Source organism: Hoyosella rhizosphaerae (genome assembly GCF_014643175.1).
Taxonomy (GTDB): Bacteria; Actinomycetota; Actinomycetes; order Mycobacteriales; family Mycobacteriaceae; genus Lolliginicoccus; species Lolliginicoccus rhizosphaerae.
The window spans coordinates 293,804-315,394 of the sequence record NZ_BMJH01000002.1 but is presented as its reverse complement, the minus strand read 5'-3'; the positions used below and the strand labels follow the sequence as shown (position 1 = coordinate 315,394).

26 protein-coding genes are annotated in these 21,591 nt (G+C 57.9%); 14 read left to right on the top strand and 12 right to left on the bottom strand.

Annotated elements, in window-relative coordinates; genetic code table 11:
• The first annotated feature begins 24 nt into the window (after positions 1–24).
• The 4 genes from IEW73_RS09660 to IEW73_RS09645 are packed head-to-tail and all read left to right on the top strand — an operon-like array spanning position 25 to position 3,339.
• Positions 25–543, top strand: a complete 519-nt coding sequence (locus IEW73_RS09660; protein ID WP_188673881.1) for an acyltransferase — start codon at positions 25–27, stop codon at positions 541–543.
• 26 nt (positions 544–569) lie between these two features.
• The gene (locus IEW73_RS09655) at positions 570–1,655 is read left to right on the top strand and encodes a glycosyltransferase family 4 protein (protein ID WP_188673878.1); all 1,086 of its coding nucleotides are present in this window, start codon (positions 570–572) and stop codon (positions 1,653–1,655) included.
• Entirely contained in the window at positions 1,652–2,293 is a 642-nt protein-coding gene (locus IEW73_RS09650) for a DapH/DapD/GlmU-related protein (protein ID WP_206050396.1), read from the top strand. Before IEW73_RS09655 ends, IEW73_RS09650 begins: the two co-directional genes overlap by 4 nt.
• Positions 2,290–3,339 (top strand): glycosyltransferase family protein, encoded by a 1,050-nt coding sequence (locus IEW73_RS09645; protein WP_188673875.1) that lies wholly within the window; start codon positions 2,290–2,292, stop codon positions 3,337–3,339. The genes IEW73_RS09650 and IEW73_RS09645 overlap by 4 nt, the downstream gene beginning before the upstream one ends.
• Here IEW73_RS09645 and IEW73_RS09640 read toward each other — a convergent pair.
• Positions 3,325–3,870, bottom strand: coding sequence for a serine O-acetyltransferase (locus IEW73_RS09640; protein ID WP_188673871.1), 546 nt, complete (start codon positions 3,868–3,870; stop codon positions 3,325–3,327). The genes IEW73_RS09645 and IEW73_RS09640 overlap by 15 nt on opposite strands.
• The gene (locus IEW73_RS09635) at positions 3,863–5,092 is read right to left on the bottom strand and encodes a lipopolysaccharide biosynthesis protein (protein ID WP_188673868.1); all 1,230 of its coding nucleotides are present in this window, start codon (positions 5,090–5,092) and stop codon (positions 3,863–3,865) included. Before IEW73_RS09635 ends, IEW73_RS09640 begins: the two co-directional genes overlap by 8 nt.
• 122 nt (positions 5,093–5,214) lie before the next feature.
• Here IEW73_RS09635 and IEW73_RS09630 point away from each other — a divergent pair, with 122 nt between their 5' ends.
• Both IEW73_RS09630 and IEW73_RS09625 read left to right on the top strand, forming a co-directional pair.
• A complete protein-coding gene (locus IEW73_RS09630) occupies positions 5,215–5,742 on the top strand; it encodes an arsenate reductase/protein-tyrosine-phosphatase family protein (protein WP_188673864.1) in 528 nt (175 codons plus the stop codon).
• A 169-nt stretch (positions 5,743–5,911) separates the two neighbouring features.
• A complete protein-coding gene (locus tag IEW73_RS09625) occupies positions 5,912–6,928 on the top strand; it encodes an LCP family protein (RefSeq protein ID WP_188673861.1) in 1,017 nt (338 codons plus the stop codon).
• Positions 6,929–7,032: 104 nt separating this feature from the next.
• Here IEW73_RS09625 and nrdE read toward each other — a convergent pair whose 3' ends face one another.
• The 4 genes from nrdE to IEW73_RS09605 all read right to left on the bottom strand — a co-directional run bounded on the left by nrdE (position 7,033) and on the right by IEW73_RS09605 (position 10,923).
• Positions 7,033–9,198 carry a class 1b ribonucleoside-diphosphate reductase subunit alpha gene (gene nrdE / locus IEW73_RS09620; RefSeq protein ID WP_188673858.1) on the bottom strand — a complete coding sequence of 722 codons (2,166 nt, stop codon included), beginning with the start codon at positions 9,196–9,198 and terminating at the stop codon, positions 7,033–7,035.
• Complete coding sequence (nrdI, locus tag IEW73_RS09615; protein WP_188673855.1) at positions 9,183–9,596, bottom strand: class Ib ribonucleoside-diphosphate reductase assembly flavoprotein NrdI; 414 nt, start codon at positions 9,594–9,596, stop codon at positions 9,183–9,185. The genes nrdE and nrdI overlap by 16 nt, the downstream gene beginning before the upstream one ends.
• 117 nt (positions 9,597–9,713) lie before the next feature.
• Positions 9,714–9,947, bottom strand: a complete 234-nt coding sequence (gene nrdH, locus IEW73_RS09610; protein WP_188673852.1) for a glutaredoxin-like protein NrdH — start codon at positions 9,945–9,947, stop codon at positions 9,714–9,716.
• A 607-nt stretch (positions 9,948–10,554) separates the two neighbouring features.
• On the bottom strand, positions 10,555–10,923 hold the full coding sequence (locus IEW73_RS09605) for a hypothetical protein (RefSeq protein WP_188673850.1): 369 nt from the start codon (positions 10,921–10,923) through the stop codon (positions 10,555–10,557).
• 191 nt (positions 10,924–11,114) lie between these two features.
• Between IEW73_RS09605 and IEW73_RS09600 the strand changes: the two genes are divergently transcribed.
• The 4 genes from IEW73_RS09600 (at position 11,115) to IEW73_RS09585 (ending at position 14,629) form a co-directional block, all read left to right on the top strand.
• Complete coding sequence (locus IEW73_RS09600; RefSeq protein ID WP_188673847.1) at positions 11,115–11,873, top strand: ABC transporter ATP-binding protein; 759 nt, start codon at positions 11,115–11,117, stop codon at positions 11,871–11,873.
• Positions 11,861–13,432 (top strand): hypothetical protein, encoded by a 1,572-nt coding sequence (locus tag IEW73_RS09595; protein ID WP_188673845.1) that lies wholly within the window; start codon positions 11,861–11,863, stop codon positions 13,430–13,432. Before IEW73_RS09600 ends, IEW73_RS09595 begins: the two co-directional genes overlap by 13 nt.
• Before the next feature lie 76 nt (positions 13,433–13,508).
• Positions 13,509–14,429: an SPFH domain-containing protein gene (locus IEW73_RS09590; protein WP_188673842.1), complete on the top strand. Its 921-nt coding sequence runs from the start codon at positions 13,509–13,511 to the stop codon at positions 14,427–14,429.
• 5 nt (positions 14,430–14,434) lie between these two features.
• Complete coding sequence (locus tag IEW73_RS09585; protein ID WP_188673839.1) at positions 14,435–14,629, top strand: type II toxin-antitoxin system antitoxin; 195 nt, start codon at positions 14,435–14,437, stop codon at positions 14,627–14,629.
• On the opposite strand, the gene IEW73_RS09580 is transcribed toward IEW73_RS09585, so the two are convergent.
• The 4 genes from IEW73_RS09580 to IEW73_RS09565 all read right to left on the bottom strand — a co-directional run bounded on the left by IEW73_RS09580 (position 14,619) and on the right by IEW73_RS09565 (position 16,477).
• Positions 14,619–14,846 carry a PLDc N-terminal domain-containing protein gene (locus IEW73_RS09580; protein WP_206050397.1) on the bottom strand — a complete coding sequence of 76 codons (228 nt, stop codon included), beginning with the start codon at positions 14,844–14,846 and terminating at the stop codon, positions 14,619–14,621. The two genes, IEW73_RS09585 and IEW73_RS09580, sit on opposite strands and share 11 nt — an antisense overlap.
• Positions 14,847–14,889: 43 nt before the next feature.
• A complete protein-coding gene (locus IEW73_RS09575; protein ID WP_188673836.1) occupies positions 14,890–15,582 on the bottom strand; it encodes a hypothetical protein in 693 nt (230 codons plus the stop codon).
• A gap of 150 nt (positions 15,583–15,732) precedes the next feature.
• Positions 15,733–15,855, bottom strand: coding sequence for a type B 50S ribosomal protein L36 (ykgO, locus tag IEW73_RS09570; protein ID WP_188673833.1), 123 nt, complete (start codon positions 15,853–15,855; stop codon positions 15,733–15,735).
• Positions 15,856–15,916: 61 nt separating this feature from the next.
• Positions 15,917–16,477: an NAD(P)H-dependent oxidoreductase gene (locus IEW73_RS09565; protein ID WP_188673830.1), complete on the bottom strand. Its 561-nt coding sequence runs from the start codon at positions 16,475–16,477 to the stop codon at positions 15,917–15,919.
• A 151-nt stretch (positions 16,478–16,628) separates the two neighbouring features.
• Between IEW73_RS09565 and IEW73_RS09560 the strand changes: the two genes are divergently transcribed.
• From IEW73_RS09560 to nadE, 3 genes are all read left to right on the top strand, one after another.
• Complete coding sequence (locus IEW73_RS09560; protein WP_229675900.1) at positions 16,629–17,255, top strand: TetR/AcrR family transcriptional regulator; 627 nt, start codon at positions 16,629–16,631, stop codon at positions 17,253–17,255.
• Positions 17,256–17,345: 90 nt separating this feature from the next.
• Positions 17,346–17,822, top strand: coding sequence for a MarR family winged helix-turn-helix transcriptional regulator (locus IEW73_RS09555; RefSeq protein WP_188673822.1), 477 nt, complete (start codon positions 17,346–17,348; stop codon positions 17,820–17,822).
• 48 nt (positions 17,823–17,870) lie between these two features.
• Complete coding sequence (gene nadE / locus IEW73_RS09550) at positions 17,871–18,710, top strand: NAD(+) synthase (protein ID WP_188673819.1); 840 nt, start codon at positions 17,871–17,873, stop codon at positions 18,708–18,710.
• On the opposite strand, the gene IEW73_RS09545 is transcribed toward nadE, so the two are convergent.
• Entirely contained in the window at positions 18,711–19,451 is a 741-nt protein-coding gene (locus IEW73_RS09545) for an alpha/beta fold hydrolase (protein WP_188673805.1), read from the bottom strand. It abuts the gene before it with no gap.
• 80 nt (positions 19,452–19,531) lie between these two features.
• On the opposite strand from IEW73_RS09545, the gene IEW73_RS09540 reads away from it, so the two are divergent.
• On the top strand, positions 19,532–20,560 hold the full coding sequence (locus tag IEW73_RS09540; protein ID WP_229675899.1) for a NaeI family type II restriction endonuclease: 1,029 nt from the start codon (positions 19,532–19,534) through the stop codon (positions 20,558–20,560).
• Here IEW73_RS09540 and IEW73_RS09535 read toward each other — a convergent pair.
• Positions 20,557–21,543, bottom strand: coding sequence for a DNA cytosine methyltransferase (locus IEW73_RS09535; protein ID WP_229675898.1), 987 nt, complete (start codon positions 21,541–21,543; stop codon positions 20,557–20,559). The two genes, IEW73_RS09540 and IEW73_RS09535, sit on opposite strands and share 4 nt — an antisense overlap.
• Between the last annotated feature and the right edge of the window lie 48 nt (positions 21,544–21,591).

Below are 21,591 nucleotides of genomic sequence, written 5' to 3'. Positions count from 1 at the left end.
GACCGAACCGAGGCGGAGACCAGCATGATCAACCGACTGATGCTGCCTTTCATCATCCTGCTGGTCCGCTTTCCGCAGGCTTTAGGCAGAAGATTCCAGAACTTTCGGTGGAAGCACACCCTCAAGCACTTCGGTGATGGCGCACAAATCTTGCCCAGCACGATCATTTACAACCCAGAAGCGGTGTCCCTCGGAAACAACGCCGTCATCGGTGACTTCGTCCATATTTGGGGTGGCGGCGGAGTGAGCATCGGTGACGACAGCATGATCGGCGCGACCACGGTCATTACCTCCCAGTCCCACGATGCCCGCGCCGTCAGCAAAGGCAAGCTCTATAGGGAAACCCACAGCCGCGCGCCGGTGAATATCGGCAAAAACGTCTTCCTCGGGTCGAACGTGACGGTACTGCCTGGAATCACGGTCGGTGACAACGCCATTATCGGCGCCGGAGCCGTATTGACGAAAGATGTGCCCGACAACGCCATTGTGATGGGCGTTCCCGCCAAGATTGTCGGTTCCATCACCGATTACGAACGCGAATAACCACACCTTATTGGAGGCATCGCCCAGTGGCACGCACGTCCAAAGTCAAGTACGGCACGTACCTTGCAGTCATTCCGCGCTACCGCAAAGCCTGCTACAACGTCATCGACGAGACCCTCGGCAGCGAGATCACCCACTGGTCAGGCAACCGTTGGCTCGACGAAACCATCACCACCGCGGTGGAAACCCCGAACCTTGTTGAAACCAAGAATTACCCGTTGCTCAAACGGAAGGTGTTCTGGCAGGGTGGGCACCTCCGCGACGCCATAGCGGCAGAGAACCTCATCATCAATCTGAACCCACGTGATCTGAGCGCCTGGTACCTGCTCGCTGCCCGGAAGATCATGAAGAGGCGCACCATCGCTTGGGGGCACCTGTTCCCCCGCGCAGGACACAACTCCCCCACTGCGCGCGTGCGCCGAGTGATGCGCCGCCTTGCGGACGGCACCATCCTCTACGACTACGCCAGCCTTGAACACGCAAAGAGAGAGGTCCCTGGGCAGCCTGTCTGGGTCGCGCCGAACGCGATCTACCGCAAGTCTGAACTGCAGCCGATTCCCCCAGCTGATACACGCAATCGCATCTTGTATGTCGGTCGCCTAGTAGAAGTGAAGGCCATTGACCGCCTCCTGTACGGTTTCGCGCGCTCAGGGCTCAGTGAGCAGGGCGCCGTTCTCACCATCGTCGGCAACGGTCCACAAAAAGAAGCTCTTCAACAACTTGCTCGCGATCTGGGGATCGAGCAGTCCACGGAGTTCATCCCCGGCGTCTACGACGCTGCTGCGCTGCGGAAGCTCTACGCCGAAACGGTATGCAGCGTCTCCCCTGGCTATGCCGGACTATCGATCACGCAAAGTCTCGGGTTCGGCGTTCCAATTGTGGTGTCCGAAAACGAGTTGCATGCACCCGAGATTGAACTTGATAGCACCGGAGGCGTGCTCTACTACGACTCCAGCACCGAAAACGGTCTGGCTGGTGCGCTAGTCAAGGTCTATCAGAACCCAGACCAAGTTGATGGTGAAGCCCTACGCGCCTATGTCCACGACACCTACTCCGCTGAAGAGATGGCCGGCGGTGTCATTAACGCTCTCCGAGGAGAATCTCCGCAATGACAACTTCTGATTCGGTCCGCCCCATGACCGTCGCTGAAATCAATGCCGTGATCGAAGGACAGTCGCGACTTCCCCGCGCAATCCAGGCTCGGGTCCGGCAGATGATTCGAAAATCAGCTATTTCCGGGCAGGTAACCGTTGGGTACAACTTCTGGCCGAGCCGCGGTGTCAAGGTTTTCGCCACCCACGGTCTCACAATTGACCATTTCGTGAAGATCGGCCCAGACACGCACATCGAGGTCAACGGCACCATTGGAAGTTTCTGCGGGATCTCGCACCATACCTGCATCGTGGGCCGCCGAGACCATGACATGTCGACCGTGGGCGTTCCCGTTGCGGCAACACCGTGGGTCGGTGACCGAGAGCTCAATGCCGACGACATTTTGACCATGGGCCGCGACGTCTACGTCGGCGCTGGCTCCACCATCCTCAGTGGTGTGACCATTGGTGACGCTGCCGTCATCGCAGCCGGATCGGTAATTACCAAAGATGTACCGCCATTCGCTGTCGTGGCCGGTACGCCAGGCAAGGTTGTCGGCAAACGATTTAAGAACCCTGACGATGAGAAACGGCACATCGACGCGATTGAACTGACGATCCAGGAAATCGAACGACTGCTCGCCGCAGGCGATCTATGAACCCACTAATCGTCGAACGCATCCACCGCGGTCACCGACTGATGTATGTCGCACTTCTCATACGCGGCGCACGTGATCGTGGTGGACGAGCGACGGTACTGCTCACACCAGACGCCCCCGGTTCAGTCGAATATGCAACACACCTCGGCCCGCTCGCCGGGGACTTCGACCTCATCACCGCAGATGCTATCTCGGCATCATCAATCATCTTGGCGGCGAGAAAGCACAGGTCCGACACCATTGTGGTTCCGGACGCGGACACTCTGCTCACAAGCTTCTTCCGACTCGCGTGGCGCCGCTTACCCGCGCGTCTTGCCCTACTGGTTATGCGGCCGGACAGTCATGGTGGTGCACGATCTACTGTCGTCACGCTCATAAAACGCGCCATTGTCGGAGCATTGCGGCGCCACCCGAAGGTCGACGTTTTCACCTTGGCCAGCTCGACCAGAAAACCGACTCGCAATGAAGTGAGTGACCCGGCTGTAGTTGACGTCAATTCCAGGGACCTCGACGGGTTCACAGTACTAGCTGGCCTTGACGACGATCACTTTTGGTTCGGCGTCATCGGCGCGATCACAGGCCGCAAAAACGTCGATCTTGTCCTCGGGGCACTGGGCGAACTAGATCCCGAAACATCTGGACTCCTCATCGCCGGGAAAATAAGCGACGACATCCGTGACGATCTTCTTCCGGTCATCGACGCTGCGACCAGCATGGGCCTCACTGTTCGTGTGGTTGATGATTTCCTTGAGAACACTCAGATCGACGCGGCAGTCGCCGCGGTCGATTGCGTTATCCTCGCCCACTCCAACGAAGGGTCAAGCGGGATCTTGTCCAAAGCAACGCGAACTGGCACCCGAATACTCGCTGCCGGTGCGCGGTCGCTCCGGGACGATGTCGGACGGATCGGAGACGGCGCACGATGGTGTGAGCTCGATGTCGACGACATTGTTTCGGCAATGCGCCTAATGCAGACTGACCCCACCCCGAAACCGCTGTCGCCCGACGGCGCACTCGATTTCACAACGAAGCTACTCGGCAGTTAGCCGATTCTTCACGACACGGGCGGGCACACCGACTGCTACACCGCCCGTTTCCACCGAGATGAGGACAACGGCGTTGGCGCCGACGACCACGTCGTCACCCAACTCGATGTCGCCAAGAATTCGAGCCCCCGCACTGAGAAGGGCCCTGGCACCAATAGTTGGTGCTCGCGGGGCCTGCGCATCGGCACCGATGGTCTCGCCGACAGTAACCTGCTGAAGAATCGTCGCGTCATCCCCGATTACTGCGCGACCGCTAATGACGATTCCGTTGGGGTGCTGCATCAACAGCCCTGGGCCGATTAGGCAACCCGGCACAAAATCAGCACCAGTGAGAAGCAGTGTCACTTGCCGGATAATCTTCCGCCACCCAACCCAACGACTCAATGGTGAGTTCTCTTGAAGGCGCAACAGGAGTGCGGCGCGCGCACCGGGATTCGCAGCCAGCAACGTGAGTGCCTTCAGCGGCGTGATGCGATGTCCATCTGCGTGTCGTTGCAAATCGCGCGCAACATAGTACCCAAACTCAGCCAAGAGGTGCTCCTGCCTTTGCTGTAACCGCATGCTCCCCAGACGCCTTGGGACCTGAGGTGCGGATGTCTGCGATAGTAAATGCGGTTATTCCGAGAACACTGCCGATCAGGGGGACTGTCCACAGCCACCCGGCGCCGGCAAAGTCACCGATGACCCAAAGAAAACCTAGGTTCACCAGAGTTGTGATGATGACAATGGCGGCACCTAGCCCGGCGCGATGCCGCGCGATCAGCCTTCCATAACTGACCTGTGCAATCGCGGCAGCTCCAGACATGACGGTAAACGCCGCAACCAACGACACTATGTGGTCAAAACCCTCGCCTAGTGCGATGTCGGCCGCCCAACCAAGTGGGAACGCCAAAACCGCAAGTAGCGCAGCATAAACAGCCGAAACGATCAACGCTTGCTTGGTGACAAGCCTGACTCGCTCAGCGTTTGCTGTCGAGATTCGGGGCACCAGGATGGTTTGAATTCCAATTGGCACAATCGACAGCGGACTCGTCACCCGCACCGCTACGGCGTACACACCGGCCACCGCTGGACCCAATACTGCACCTGCGATAGCTGGCTGAAGCTGCGGCAAACTTGACGCGATTCCCGAGAACCAAAACCCTACGGCCTTGTCATCGAATAGCGCTCCCGCGCTCCGTGCCCAGCGCACAGAGCTAGCGACAAGCACAACACCCACACCAATACCCGCTATGGTGCCGCCAGCGAATGCCCACAGTAGATAGTCCGGGTTAATCACAAGTGCACCTATGAGTGCCACAAACGGCAGCAGTCGCTGCGCCATGATCACAACAACAGCCTTTGTGTCCCGTGTCAGACCAGCCAGCGCAGCCTGGAGGAAGTCGGTGTAATGATCGAAAAGCGCAACGGCAAGTCCGAGCAACACAACAGCAGTCCATGGGAGCCCGAAAATCAACGCCACCAGGACTGCAAATCCGACCCCAACAGGAATTGAAAAGGTGCGTGCGGCAAAAAACTTGCCAGCTGTGGCACCCGGATCAGACTGGCCGTTGACAGTAAGAACACGATTGCTCAATCCGAGACTGGCAATTGCCGCACCAACATAGCCGCACGCCATTCCTTGCGCGAACCAACCAAACTCCGTCGCACCAACCGCCCGCGCGATGAGGAAAAAAGAAAGCGCCTGCAGCACGGCACCAATAAAACGCGACACCACCCGTGACGCCAGTGCCTTAAACATGCGATTGGCCATCGACCCATCCCCAAAATTGGCAATGTAACCTTGGAATCCTATCCGCACGTACCCGTGCTATTTGTCTGTTTAGGAATCCGAAAATCACTACTTTCAAGGTTGATTCCGTAAGATCCACATCTATGCGAATCCTGTTCGTGTGCACCGGAAATATCTGCCGATCTCCGGTCGCAGAACGCTACGCGCGTTTCTGGGCGGACACTCACAACGCGAAGATTGATTCCAGCAGCGTCGGAACCCACGCACTGGTAGGCCACCCGATTGACGAACTCGCAGCTCAAGCTCTTCGCGAACTCGGTGGCGACCCTAGCGATTTCGAGGCGAAGCAATTGACGCCCCAACTTGCTGCGGAAGCTGACTTGATTTTGACTATGCAACAGTTCCATCGAGATCGCGTCCTCGCCGCCGCACCTACCGCCATGCTTCGTACGTTCATGCTCAGCGAAGCTGCGATCATCGTCGAGGAGACTGAAGCACGCACCGTCAAAGACATGGCGCTTGCACGAATGCGCGTCCCGCATGCCCGAAACTCCCCTGGTGTCGCAGACCCATTCGACCAGAGCATCGACACGCACCGAGATATCGCGGCAGAGATCGCTACGAAAATCGCAACCGTGCTTTCCGCGCTTGTCTCGCAAGCGAAATTGTAGAAATCATTGTTTTACGCATAAGTATTTCCGACATTTCCGACTCGTCGTGGAAGGTGAAAGTGAAATACTTCATGACGGGCTCAAACCACTACCCCTAGGTGCGTAAGCCCTTCGTGTGTTAAAACAAGCGGCCGACCGGACTGTCACCAACCGGCCAGGGCGGAGAAATGTGAGCACGAGCAAGAAAAAAGTTCTGATACTAGCTCTAGTCTTCGCTTTAGCAACTCTGGTAGGTAGCGGGGTCACGTGGTTTGCCGTTGATCGTGTCGTCGGCGGCTTCAGCGAAGTTGACGACGTCTTTTCCGGTCTAGACGAGGCACAACGGCCATCTCCACCGGGGCGAGAATCCGACGGTAGTACACCCACGTTCTTTCTCGTCATGGGAACCGACTCAGTTGCTGGCGGACAAACAACTGGTGAGGACGCAACCGCAGACGAAGGTAACGCTAGGTCTGACACCATCATGCTTATTCGCGTTGACGGCCGTACTGACCGAACTCACGTAGTGAGCATCCCCCGCGACAGTTGGGTCGACGTTCCCGGTCATGGGATGAACAAAATAAATGCAGCGTATGCATTCGGCGGTCCCACGCTGCTCGTTCAGACGATCGAGCAACTAACCAACATTCGCGTCGATCACTTCGCTATCGTCGACTTTTTCGGATTCCGCGCCGTCACGGACGCTGTCGGGGGTGTGACGGTCACTGTGCCATTTGAGACAAATCATCACGGGCACGTCTTCCGCGCTGGGCCGCAAAAAATGAACGGCGATGAAGCTCTCGCGTACGTGCGCCAACGCACCAATCTTCCCCGCGGTGATTTCGACCGTGTACAACTCCAGCAGTCGTACCTCGCGGGGCTGCTCACCACCGTGCGGTCTGATGTTTCGGTCCTAGACTTTGGCACTGCCCGCGACCTGATCAGTGCCATCAAGGGTGCGGTGACACTTGATAGTGCCCTCACCAACGCTCGGAAACTGAAGTTCGCCTGGCAACTTCGCGGATTGCAGGCCAAGTCCATCACCTTCCTCACTGTCCCCTACACCGGTACTGGCATGGAAGGTGAGCAAAGCGTGGTGTACCTCGATGACGAGCTTGCCGCCCGAATGTGGACGGGGCTACGCAGCGGGAGCATCGACGAGGTTGGCTCCGATGATTTCAACGAGTTCCGCTACAAAGCGAACTAACGGTTTCACGAGCAAGCGGTACTACTTGCTTGCTGGCGACTCGTTAAACGCCACGGTCGGTGACCCTTGACATAGGATCACCGACCGACGTGCACACGCACTTGTTACAGCATGCAGCTGACGCAACCCTCAACTTCAGTACCTTCGAGGGCCATCTGGCGTAGCCGGATGTAGTAGAGAGTTTTGATGCCTTTACGCCATGCGTAGATCTGGGCACGGTTGAGGTCACGCGTTGTAGCTGTGTCTTTGAAGAACAGCGTGAGCGACAGACCCTGGTCTACGTGCTGGGTTGCGGCAGCGTAGGTGTCAACGATCTTTTCGTACCCAATTTCGTAGGCATCCTGGAAGTACTCCAGGTTGTCGTTCGTCATGTAGGGCGCGGGGTAGTAAACGCGACCGATCTTGCCTTCTTTACGAATTTCGATCTTCGACGCGATGGGGTGGATGGAGCTGGTCGAGTGGTTGATGTAGCTGATCGACCCTGTTGGTGGCACTGCTTGCAGGTTCTGGTTATAGATGCCGTATTCCTGCACTGACGCTTTGAGTTCACGCCAGTCATCCTGGGTAGGAATGTGGATACCGGAATCAGCGAAGAGCTTCTCTACACGGGGGGTGCGCGGAACCCATTCTTGGTCTGTGTACTTGTCGAAGAACTCGCCACTGGCGTACTTCGATTCTGGGAATCCTTTGAAGTGGATGCCGCGTTCGATGGCGATGCGGTTTGATGCCCTCACTGCGTGGAACAGCACTGTGTAGAAGTAGATGTTGGTGAAGTCGATGCCCTCTTCGGAGCCATACTGAATGTATTCGCGCGCGAGGTAGCCATGCAGGTTCATCTGGCCTAGGCCGATTGCGTGCGACTCGTTGTTGCCCTTTTCGATGGACGGCACCGAGTTGATGTGGGTTTGGTCTGACACTGCGGAAAGCGCCCGGATCGCAACTTCGACGGTTTCGCCGAGGTTTGGTGAGTCCATGGCCTTGGCGATGTTGAGGCTGCCGAGGTTGCAGGAGATGTCTTTGCCGATTTCGGCGTAAGACAAGTCATCGTTGAAAACGCTCGGTGTGGAGACCTGCAGAATTTCGGAGCACAGGTTGGAGTGGGTGATTTTCCCCTTGATGGGGTTCGCCCGGTTCACGGTGTCCTCGAACATGATGTACGGGTAGCCGGACTCGAACTGTAGCTCCGCGATGGTTTGGAAAAACTCACGCGCCTTGATCTTGGTTTTGCGGATCCGCTTGTCGTCGAGCATTTCGTAGTACTTCTCGGTGACATTGATGTCGGCAAACGGAACCCCGTAGACCCGCTCCACGTCATAGGGCGAGAAGAGGTACATGTCCTCGTTCTTCTTCGCCAGGTGGAACGTGATGTCCGGGATGACAACACCAAGCGACAGCGTCTTGATGCGGATCTTTTCGTCCGCATTTTCCCTCTTGGTGTCGAGGAACCGGAAAATGTCGGGGTGATGCGCGTGAAGGTATACGGCACCGGCACCCTGGCGTGCGCCTAGCTGGTTGGCGTAGGAGAAGGAGTCTTCGAGGAGCTTCATCACTGGGATGACACCGGATGACTGATTTTCGATCTTTTTGATCGGCGCGCCGTGTTCACGAATGTTGGTGAGCAGAAGCGCTACTCCCCCGCCGCGCTTGGACAGCTGCAAAGCGGAGTTGATGGAACGTCCGATGGACTCCATGTTGTCTTCAATGCGCAACAAGAAGCAGGACACGGGCTCGCCGCGCTGCTTTTTGCCTGAGTTCAAGAAGGTCGGGGTGGCTGGCTGGAACCGGCCGGAGATCATCTCGTCAACGAGGCGTTCGGAAAGTGGCCTGTCGCCGTCAGCGAGGGTGAGGGCAACCATGCATACGCGGTCCTCGAAGCGCTCGAGGTAGCGTTTCCCGTCGAATGTCTTCAACGTGTACGACGTGTAGTACTTGAAGGCGCCTACGAAAGTTGGGAACCGGAACTTCATCTTGTAGGCGCGCTGAAAGAGCGACTTGACGAACTCTCGGTCGTACTTGTTGAGCACTTCTGGCTCGTAGTACTCATTCTCGATGAGGTAGTCGAGTTTTTCGTCGAGGTCGTGAAAGAAGACCGTGTTCTGATTGACGTGCTGCAGGAAGTATTGGCGCGCAGCTTCGCGATCCTTGTCCAGCTGGATTTTGCCATCCGGACTGTAGAGGTTCAGCATCGCGTTGAGCCCGTGGTAATCGAGCTCTTGCTCCTCTGAACGCCCAGACGCTGCGGGGTATGAGGCTGTCACTGTCGGTGCCAAAACTGTTCCAATCCCTCGCGGACGCGTTGTACGTCCTCCATGGTGCCCATCAGTTCGAAGCGGTACAGGTACGGCACCTGACACTTCTTCGAAATGATGTCCCCGGCGACGCAGAATGCATCGCCGAAGTTTGTATTTCCTGCGGCGATTACGCCGCGAATAAACGAACGGTTATGCGAGTCGTTAAGAAATCGAATAACCGGTTTTGGTACCGCTCCAATATGGTTGCCGCATTCGTCCTTTCCACCTGCATAGGTGGGAAGTATAAGGACATACGGTTCATCAATAGTGAGAGCGTCACCATTGTTGACTGGTATACGAAAAGCGGGAAGTTCAAGCTTTTTTACAAAGCGGTGAGTATTGTCCGAAATGCTGGAATAGTAAACGATAATTCCCATGAACTTCACCGCCCTGCAATTATTAGCTTACCCCTCCCGCTGGCCGCAGTTCTCGTTCAACGCGCCGGGCGTCCTGCTTGAGCAGCTACATCGCTGGCAACTACATCACTAGCAGCGTCACGCAGCGACAGTGGCGATCTGGTTGATCCGATCCGGACGGAAACCCGCCCAGTGCTCGTCGCCCGCGACAACAACTGGGGCCTGCAGGTAGCCAAGCGCCATCACGAAATCGCGTGCGTTTGCGTCTTCCGAGATGTCGATGACGTTGTACTCAAGGCCAGCTTTATCAAGGGCGCGGTAGGTCGCGTTGCACTGCACGCATGCTGGCTTGGTGTAGACGGTGATGCTCATCTGCTGCCGACCTCTTTCATAAGGGCACACGAAGTGCTACTCAACTGTCATGTTCCCGCCTCAACAGCGGGCAAAAGCCGGTCTCTGACCGGCTGAGCAACGCTCCGGAGTGCTCCGATCGGCTTCCCCTCCGACCGCATCCCCTTGGGGTGTCGCTCTGAGGTAAACACTACACCTAGTGTCTGACACTGCAAGCGAATCGCATATCTTGTAATCACATTCTTGAAATTCCCAGGTCGCAGCCTCGACATGTGGCGCTAGTGGCGTGTCGCCACGCCCAACACCCCCAGATGATGTGCCGCACTGAATGACAACCGTGTTATTCACCTGCGGCCAGCGCGCATCATGGACCACATCCAGTACGCAATACCCGAACCGATACGCGGTGCCACAACCGGTACGCGGTGCCACAACCAACAAGCAGCGCCCGCCCGGCACCCCCACACGAGGGACACCAGACGGGCACTGGACTACTAGAAGAGTGTGCGTCAGCAGGTGCCGCGACAGTCGAGACAAGAGCACACTGACCCGCACGACGCATACGCACCGAAGTCATGGCGCATATCGCGTCACACAGATAGGTTCACTCAAGCAGGATCAGTCAGCGCTATTTGCTGAGCTGGTCGCGCAATTCCTCAATCTCGACGACACCCTTATCACCACCTTCAGGCTCATGCTTGCGGAATTGCCTCACCTGATCAAGATAGCGATCACACAACGCGATGGCTTTATCTTTCTCGCCCATGCGCTCATAAATGTCAGCAGCCATATGCGTATATATTCTTGGCATTGCCCAACCCGCAATTTTGGTTGACTCTTCTGCGGCAAGAATTATTTCCAATAGGAGTGGCAGCGCTTCATCGTCATCCATGGTTTTAATCTCTGGAATCCAGTCACAATGGTGGCGACCGCGAACCACCTCAGCCGCGCGTGCTCGTTCAAGTCTTGCATGTGTTTCGTCGCTGCTGTCGAACATTGTTCCCCTTTTTGGCTCACTTGAGTGTGCATCACGCACTTCGGCGCGTACCTATATCAACAGTAGGTTGTTCTCGGCCGGTGTAGGTGACAGATGAAAAATTCATCGCTCCCCCGGTGGTGGCAACAACGCAAACTTGGCATGATGCGAAAAACGACGCCTTGTTGCAAACTGATGGGAATTGATCGGCCATGATCGAGCACGCAGCACTGACGATAGATGGGCTTACCAAGTCATTTGCCACGACGCCAGCAGTCCAGACCATCTCGCTTGCCGTTCCTGCCGGTTCATTTTTTGGACTCGTCGGGCCAAATGGGGCTGGAAAAACCACCACACTGGCGATGTGCACGGGACTTCTCCGCCCTGACATGGGCCGTATAAAGGTGTTCGGCCACGACGTGTGGCAAGACCCCGTGACGGCGAAGACGATTTTTGGAGTATTGCCCGACGGGCTAACCACCATTGATCGACTGAGCGGGCGTGAACTTCTCACATTCCAGGGGCTCTTGCGCGGCATGGATCGCGAAGTGGTGAATCAGCGCAGCACTGAACTACTTGAGGCCTTGGGGCTCTCCGACGCTGAGAACAAACTTGTCGCCGACTACTCGGCCGGGATGACAAAAAAGATCGGGCTAGCGTGCGCAATGCTGCACGCTCCCCGACTGCTACTTCTCGACGAACCATTCGAAGCGGTTGATCCTGTTTCGTCAGCAACAATCCGCAAGATTCTTCAGCGGTTTGTTGCCCGTGGAGGATCGGTGGTGCTGTCGAGCCACGTCATGGCGACTGTGGAGCAACTGTGTTCGCACGTCGCAATCATGCATCGTGGATCTATCGCGGCCGCAGGCCCCATTGCTGATGTCCGCGGGGATGAGCCGCTCGAAGATGTGTTCGTACGCCTAGTCGGCGGACAGACCAACGATGGCGGGGAGCTGTCATGGTTGCGCTAATCATGAGGCTGCGCATCGCGATTGCGCGCAATGACTTCACTGGTAACAAAGCAGTTATTCCAATTCTTCGTGCCTTCCTCGGCTTTGCTGTGGGGATAGGTGCGCTCTCGATTGGATTTGTGACGTTTGATCGACCGGGCGCGGATACCGATGTCATGATTCTGGTGGCCACGGCATGGGGGCTTGGGTGGATCTTCACTCCCCTCATTGTTGGGGCGGCAGGCTCGGCCTTACGGCCCGCCCAATTTGCGCTCCTACCAGTGCGCCCGCGTGAATTTGCCGTCGCGCTCCTGGTCACCTCCATGGTGACCGTGCCCGTGGTATTCACTGCAGTTGGGCTGAGCGCTCCAATATTGCATGCTGCCCGTACCGCACCGCTGGCGTTGACTATCGCGATCCCCGCGGTGCTCGCGCAGACTCTGCTCGTTGTGGGGTTGTCTCGCCTAGCGAGCGTTGCCCTCACTGCGGTGTCGACAAGTCGCAAGGGCCAAGACCTCGCAATGCTCTTCACGGTGATTCTCGGCGCGTTCCTCTGGCTTGCATACATGGCTTTGCAGCTGATCGTGCCGCGCGTAATTGACGGTGACCCTAGTTGGCTCAGCCCCGCGCTGCGTTCGGTGCCGTTTGGCTGGGCGGCTTTGGCGACGGGCTTCGCTGAAAATGAGCAATGGTTTCTAGCTGTTGGCGTTCTCGCAGCCTTGGTGGCCTTGGTCGCGATGATCGCACTGGCGTGGATACCGATGGTGACTCGGCAGCTACGCTGGCCGACAAACACCTCATCTGGCGGTCAGGGACGGAAAGGCCGTGGCAAATCAGGGCCCTGGCCTGCATGGACGACATCCCCTACATGGGTTTCCGCACGGAAGGAGCTGGTGCTCTTGTGGCGGGATCCGCGCCGCAAGGCACAACTGCTTATTGTTCCGGTTTTTCTGATCGTCATATTTGTGGGGCCGCTCTTTGCTGAATTTTTTGCGGTTTACCTAACGTCGGCCACTTTCATATTGGCAATCCTCCTCGTTGCAAGCTTCGTCAACTTGTATGGCTTTGATGGTCCAGCGCTGTGGCAGGTAATCGTTACGCCCGGGGCATACGAGGCGGACGTCCGCGGAAAGCAAATCGCCTGGCTCATGATTGCGGCACCGCTGCTCATTTTCGCTACAGCTCTTCGGTACGCGATTTACGGCCGTGGGGTCGATGGGGCCGCTTTCGATGTCGGCATCACGTTCGCAGTGCTCGGGGCTGGTGCGGGCGCGATTGTGCTGTGCTCTGCGTTTGCGGCCTACCCTGTTCCGTCCGCCAAGCAGGGCAATCCTTTTTCCACGCGAGGTTCGTTTAATGGTTCGGCATTGCTCTCAGCGCTCGGCACTCTTGTGGCACTCGCCTCGGTCTTTGCTCTATTCGCGATAATCACTGCGCCGGGCGGGTTTGTGGCTTGGCTGGCGGTTCCAATCGGTGTGGCACTGGGGTTTGCTGGCTGGCGGTTCGGTGGCGCATTTGCCATCAGCCATCTCACGGAGCATGGTCCGGAAATTTTGCAGGTCGTGCGCAAGGAGCCCTAGTGGTCCAACCCAGAAACATTTCACGTCTCGCTAAAAACTGATTTCATTTTAATATCAGCAACAGAGAGGGCGAACCATGCCAACGTCTATCGACCCAACCAAGGTCAAGATCCCCACGCCGAAGATCACCGAGCGTCAGGCAACCCACGCCAACGGATGGCCCATCCTCGGCGGCGTTGTCCTAGCCATTCTCGGCTCAGCAGCATTGATTGCCTACGGTGGAATCCAACAAACCACCCTCGCGTGGGTCGGACTTGGCGTTGGCGTCGCGGTACTACTTGCCGCGATCATCACTTCTATCGGCTTCACCCTGATAGAGCCAAACGAAGCGAGAGTTCTCCAAGTCCTCGGCGGAAACTACAGCGGTTCCGTACGTACACCAGGCCTCCAGTGGGTCAACCCGCTGACACTTCGCCAACGCGTCTCCGTCCGGATTCGTAACCACGAAACAGCAAAGCTGAAGGTCAACGACATCGACGGCAACCCGATTGAAATTTCGGCCGTGGTTGTCTGGCAGGTCGAGGACACTGCACGCGCCGTCTTTGCTGTTGACGACTTCGTTGAGTTTGTGGCGTTCCAAACCGAAGCGGCTGTCCGACACATCGCCGGCACATACCCCTACGACGCTTCAGACCGCCTGTCACTCCGCGAAAACGCCGACACAATCAACGCCAAACTGGCAGAAGAAATCGCTGCCCGAGTTACGGCTGCGGGCGTTCACGTTATCGAGTCTCGTATTACCCGGCTTGCCTATGCACCCGAGATCGCTCAGGCAATGTTGCGCCGCCAACAAGCTGGAGCCGTCATCGCGGCCCGTCAGCTCATCGTTGAAGGTGCCGTCACTATGGTCCAACAGGCACTCAACCGTCTCGAAGAAGACAATGTCGTCGAACTCGACGAGGAGCGCCGGGCTGCCATGGTGTCCAATCTGCTCGTCGTCCTGTGCGGTGACCGCGACGCACAACCGGTGCTTAACACTGGTTCGCTCTACCAGTAAAGACCATGGCCAGAGAACGAAAGAAGCTCCTACTGCGACTCGATCCTGCCGTCCACGACGCGCTTGCGAAGTGGGCTGCGGACGAGTTGCGCAGTACGAATGCCCACATTGAATTTGTGCTTCGGCGGGCTCTTGATGACGCGAACCGGATGCCGAAAAACGCAGAGCCAATCCGCCGTCCGGGGCGCCCTACCGAGTGATTTTCGCGCGCACTGCGGATCGTCCCACGGCGAACCATGCCAGTGGTCCGATTATGGGGAAGAGGATGACCCCCAACATCCATAGCGCTCCCGCTACCCGCGACTCCACAGGAGTTCGCAACACACTCACCACTGCGGCTACCAGCAGGACAACAGCAACTGCCGCGACGGCAGTCCACGCGATGTCGTACATGGCCGGAATAGTGGGGTTATCCATGCCTGCACGCTAACAGCATGAGCTGAAGCGTGCAGTCTGTGTTTCAGTCGCCGACGTAGTCAGGGTTCTGCGCGAGGAAAGCCTCGCTGCGCACAGACAACGAGCTTGATGAACCGTTGTTGGGCAGGCTTGCGCGCAGATTCACGATTGTGTTGAATGCGCCGCGGGGACCAGCACCGCTGGCTGTGGGCACTGGGAAGTTCTTGGCCGCAACATTGACGTTTCCGATCGCAATCACCCCAGACGGGATGCCTTTGCGAACGAGGGTGGGGATGTTCTTCTCGCCCTCAATGCGTTGCATGCGAACCTCAAGGGGCGTGGACGGCGATCCGATATAGCACTCGCCACCGACTAGCGGGTTGTGCACATGGATGCGAAGGAAAAGGGTCAAATCAAACGCCATCAAATCATTGATGACGAGGGGTTTAACGGCTTGCACACGGGACACAACGGTTCCCACGGAGCCCATAAAGCGAGAAACAGCCCCGACTCCCGTGAGCCCGCCTGGCAGTTCAAGCGGCTCGCCGTAGATGCCGTGGCTGCCGTCCGAGGGTGGGACAAACTTTCCGTTGGTGACCCCGCCGCTAATTTTGAGACCGCCATCGGTGATGGGTACGACGAAGTTGGAGCTGCGGAACTCTCCACCGCGGATGAGCACCGTCAAGCAATGCTGTGCCTGTGGTGAGGTTGCAACAAATCCTGGGAAGGCCGAACGAGAACCTGCGCCTGTCTTCACTGTTCTATCTCCTCGCTCAAACGCCCGTGTTCGGTAGCAAGCTCAGCAAGTGCTGCTCTTTGTTTACCGCACACGGGCGTCTACGGGGCGAGGTTCGATCACACTACGACAACGGCTGACCATTCTTGAGCCAGTAATCGTCTCGTGCACTCAGCCCTGACGAGCCTTGAAGCGTGGCTCTTTCTTGTTAATGACGAACACTTTGCCGCGACGCTTTACAACCTGGGCACCAGGCTTTTGCTTAAGCGCGCGCAATGACTTACGTACCTTCATCGGATACCTCTTCCGCTAGACGTTCTTGGCTGCCACTATAACGACCGCGGAAGAGCTTGAGTTACGCCGCAACCGCTACCGCACTTGTGAGCTCGGCAATGAGAGCACTGATCTGAGTGACAAGTTCGGCGTCATCTGCGGGTCCACCGTCTGCGAAGCGTTGGTATGCTCCGCCAATTGACAATGTGACGTCCTTGACGACGCGCGCCCCCGCTACCCCTGCTGACCTGAGTGCATCATCGTGAGCCCACTTCCCGCCGTACTGTCCTGCCGATATACCCGCCACCGCGACGGGCTTGTCTTTGATGGCGCCTTCGCCGAAGGGGCGTGAGGTCCAATCGATTGCATTTTTTAGTACTGCGGGCAAGGTGCCATTGTACTCGGGAGTGACTAAAAGTACCGCATCGGCATTACCGACCGCCTCACGAAGAGCGGACGCGGCTACCGGAAGCGCATCTGGGGAATCTAGATCTTCAGTATAGAACGGTATCTCACCCAGACCATCAACAATGGTGACTGCAACCCCGGTGGGTGCGGAGTCAACGGCGAGTTGCGCTAGCTGGTGGTTGAGCGAGCCGCGACGAAGGCTGCCGACAAGCACTGCAATGGTTGTTGTGGTCATGGTGTCCTCCATGGTGAAGTTCGGGTTCCTACGCTGTTGGCGGGAGTGCGTCGCACTCACATCCCCTTCAACCGGACCTTGGTCCGCTTTAATCCCCCGCAGCGGTCATGTGATGCATCTCACCAGACTCATCCGTGCGTACGATAACGATGTGCAGGAACAACCCCAGCCGAACTTGCTGGCACTCACCGACACCGCAAAATCTCGTGCCGATGGACCGGAACGAGGCGACGCTGCCCGCAATCGGAAAAAGATCCTCGCCTGCGCTCACAACCTCATCACCAACGACGGCGTTGACGCACTCACCATGGACCGACTCGCACACTGCGCCGGTGTCGGGAAAGGCACAATTTTTAGGCGATTCGGCAGTCGTACGGGCCTACTGTTGGCGCTCCTCGACGAGGCCGAAAAGCAACTTCAACACGCTTTTATCAGTGGTCCACCGCCACTTGGCCCCGGCGCACCGCCACAGGAACGCCTCGACGCATTCGGAGCGGCGCGGCTCAAATTCCTTGAATCGCACGGCGACATCCAACTCGCCGCCGAACGCGACTCGACCACCGCTGTTTCAGCAGCACCGCGGCTGCTTGACCATACTCATGTGACTAATCTCCTCCGCGCAGCCGGAGTCACACACCATCCACACCTACTCGCGATGTCTCTTGTCGCATCACTCAGCGCTCCCCTGGTGCTCTATCAAGTTCGCGCACAGGGCGTTACCTTCCCCGAACTCCACGATTCATGGCGATTTCATATCGAATGCCTCATTAGATCTTGAAGCCGCAATGCCTCGTTAACCCGATCGTGCAACCATTGGAACACCGCACTCGTGTAATCAGGCGCCGAGATCTGGCCTAGCATCAAAGGCATGGCCAACGATCGCGAACTCCTCAACGACCCCCGAATCACTCTCATGGGCTTGCTCGAAGAGGCGCACGCAGCGTTAGCAGACAAGACAGCGCAACAAATTACACAAAACCAACTAGCAACCGGTGAGTTCGAAGCGCTTCTGCGCCTCGCCCGGAGCGAAAACCACCAGCTCCGGATGTCCGACCTCGCCGCGCAATCGGGACTTACCAACAGCGGGGCCACTCGCCTTGTCGACCGACTCGAAGCGCGCGGACTCGTCACCCGGCAAACGAGCCCCGACGACCGCCGCGGCACCTCCGCAGTCCTCACTGAACCCGGTCTCGAAATGGTTCTCAAGGTCCTCCCGGGCCACCTTGAGATCGTGCAATCCGCGTTTCTCGACGGGATCCCGGAGGCGTCTCGCGAGGTGTTCTTCGACACGCTTCGCGCAGTGCGCAACCATATCCGCCCCGAAGCGGAACGCGGCGCTCACTAACGCCCTCGCGAAACATCCTGGTCACCTATCAGCAGTAAAGTGATCCCCATGAGTGACCTGCGCCGACACATTCAAGCTGAACTGTGCGTCAAATCCACCATTGATGCTGCGGAAGAAATTCGAAGCCGAGTGGATTTTCTCGCCTCATATATACGCGCCACGGGCACAAAAGGAATGGTCCTCGGAATTAGCGGCGGGCAAGACAGCGCATTGGCAGGCAAGTTGTGCCAACTAGCAGCCGCCAAACTCAGGGCAGAGGGCTATGCCGCCGAATTCGTCGCCGTCCGCCTGCCCTACGGTGTGCAGGCGGACGAAGACGACGCGCAAACCGCACTGAAGTTCATCGAACCCGACCATTCGGTGACGGTGAACGTCAAACAATCAAGCGACGCGATTGGTGACGAATGCGGCACCGCCACTGCGCACCTCCCTGGCGGGTCTGACGGCATCAGCGACTTCGTGCGCGGCAACATTAAAGCTCGACAGCGCATGATCGCCCAATACGCGATCGCAGGGCAACGGCAACTACTTGTAGTGGGCACTGATCACGCGGCGGAGGCAGTCACCGGGTTTTTCACCAAGTATGGCGACGGTGGCGTGGACGTAACCCCGCTCACCGGGCTGACGAAACGCCAGGGCAAGACTCTTCTCGAGGCGCTCGGCGCTCCCGCGAGCATTTGGAAGAAGGTCCCTACCGCCGACTTAGAGGACGGCCGCCCTGCCCTACCTGACGAGGTCGCCCTCGGGATGACCTACGACGACATTGACAGTTTTCTTGAAGGCGCCCCCGTCGACGACGCGATAACTGCCCGGATAGAGCAGATATTCCTCAACACCCGGCACAAACGCGCCGTACCGGTGACACCAGCCGATACGTGGTGGAAGTAGCTACCGCGCGTAGCACTCCTTTGTCGTGAAAAAATCGAGACTGGCCTGGGCGCATTGTTTGGCATGGGTCATCGGGACGTCATGCCCAGCCCCGGACATGATGAGCGCCCGACCTTTGGGTAACGACGTCGCAATCAAGCCGGTGTGTGCTGCGCGTATAACATCCCGCTCCCCTGCCATCACTAACACCGGAATCTGACGCCGCCGCAAATCCACGGGGTCAATCTGCGGGTGATCCACCATCAGCGACAAACGCGCCACAGTTCGCCGCACACAGGGCAGTCGTTTCGCAACAACGCCAAGCACCGCACGCTGGACCACCATCGTCGCCAATGTCCACGGGTGCAACCCGGACGGATCGAGGTTCGCGCCCACGACGACGGCACAGCGGACGCGCTGAGGGTGCTGAACGATGAGTTGTAGAACGGTGTTGCCGCCGTCGCTGTAGCCAAAGTAATCCGCCGACCGGACTCCCGTTTCGTCAAGAACCGCAACCACGTCACGCGCAAACAGCGCGAAGTCCCACGGCAGGTCACCGGCAGACGATTTCCCGTGACCACGGCTGTCTATGGCAATAACCCAATGGTCGGCTGCGAAGGCAGTAATCTGCGCATCAAGAGTGCCGATGTCTTCACCGTTGCCGTGCAGCACCACGATGGGTGTGGCCTCGGGGTTTCCGAAAGTCATGAAATGGATTCGTGCCGTCTCCGTACGCACGAAGCCTGATTCTGCGGATTCCATGTTCACTCACTTTCGCCGATACCATTCTGACCTTCGCCACACGGTTTCCGGTGGAGGCGCTCCTGAACTAGGGTTGCGGTGTGAGCGACGGGTTGTGGGCTGAAACTGATGCGCTGTTTGCGCTCACCGATCTCACACCAGCCAAGGTTGCTCATCTTACTGACGCCAGTTTGGCGTTGCGTATGGGTGATGCCGACCCCGCTTTGGTGGAGGTGGTCGCTACCCTTCGCGATGTTGATCCCTTGGGTGAGCGCTTCGGGGCGGTATTCCGGTCGACGTTTGATCAACTCTACGATGGTCAGCACACGGGGCGTTATCGCTGGGACCAGTTGTATAAGACTGAAAAAACCCACTTCGGGACGTTGATTGAAATCAACCTTCGCCGGGAGTTCAGTGACGTACTGTGCGACGGCGATCTCCTCGACTATCGGGTTTGTGGCCACGATGTTGATTGCAAGTTTTCGCAAAGGCTTGGCGGTTGGATGTTGCCGCCTGAGGCGATTGGGCAACTTGTTCTCGCGTGTACCGCCAATGACCAGCTGGGTGTGTGGAGTGTGGGGGTTGGTCGTGCGACGCAGGATCTGTGCCGCACCAGTGTGAACAGGGACGGCAAGACCGCGTTCACGGCTGCCGGGGTGGAGTCCATTGTGTGGCTGCACCGAGATGCCGAATTACCGCCGAATGTTCTCCTGCAGGTCGACCCCGCCCTTGTCGATCAGGTGTTTGCGGCGCGCACGGGCCAGCAGCGGGTCAATCAACTTTTTCGCCTTGTTACTGATCAGCGGATCGGGCGCAACACCGTTGCGACGGTGGCGGAGCAGGATGACTATATGAAGCGTGTGCGCGCAAACGGTGGTGCACGTTCGACTTTGCAGTTGGAGGGAATCCTGATCGCCGGGGGTGACTACCAAGCACACCGAATCATCGCGGAGCAGTTCGGCACCGTCGTGCCCGCCCCAGGTGAGTTCGTTAGCTTCAAAGTTGTTCCCGCACTGCCCACCGACACCGCACCAACGGTCGAACTTGATGGCACTCTGTGGCGGCGGGCAGCAGCAGGGGAAAAACCGTGGCATCCGGCGCCGACGCTCCCGAATACGCGTCGAACCTAACTCACCGATTTCAAGTGGCGGGTACGCGGTAGCGGCACTGCCGCACCCGTCAGCATTCGCTGGATTGATGCACCAACCGACGCGGCAACTGGTGGAGGAAACGCGTTTCCAATCTGGCGGTAGGCTGCGGTTTTTCGACCCCAGAAGTTCCACTCCGGCGGAAAACCCTGCAAAGCCGCCACCATCTCAAGAGTCAGCCTCGGAACGTGATCAGACGGCATGTCGCTGGTAGGAACAGCATCTGCGATTCCGCGCCCGTCAACACCCAAATTCAGCCATGCTGCACGCGCCCGCGTCGGCCCCAAATCAGGCCCACCGTGCTTGCGTGACCCGCCCACAATTGTGGGACCAATGCCATTGGCCTGTTTCGCCCACGCATCAGCACCAGCCCACCCGTCACTACCCATCATCGCCCGCAACGTGTCACCCACCGTCGGCGGCGTGCCCTTCGCACCAGGCCAATCAAACCGCTTCATATAGCGACGCTTCGCCGCGACCAAAATGAATCGAGGACGCAACTGCGGCACACCAAACTCCGACGAGTTGAGAACTTGCCAATCAGCGGCGTACCCGAGGGCGTCCAGACGATCAAGAATCGACTGCCGGTACGGCGCAAAACGCGCAGTTGCCAGACCTCGAACATTCTCCAACATCACCGCAGCCGGGCGAGCCTGAGACACCAATCTCAGCGCCTCAGGAAACAAATCACGCTCATCATCAGCGCCAAGTTGCTGCCCTGCGATAGAAAACGGCGGACACGGAACCCCGCCAGCCAGAAGGTCAACGCCTCGATAGTCACGGCCACGGATCTCGCGCACATCACCTTCATGCACAGTCCAACGCGGCCGATTCTGGCGCAAAGTTGCACACGGCGCAGCCTCGATCTCAACCGCAAGTTCATGACGGAAACCAGCACGCTCCAAACCAAGCGACTGCCCGCCCGCACCCGCGCAGATTTCTAAGCAGCTCAACTGCTCAGCCACGCCGTACCTCCACTCTCATTGCACGCCACCCGCCACTCACGCCATCCG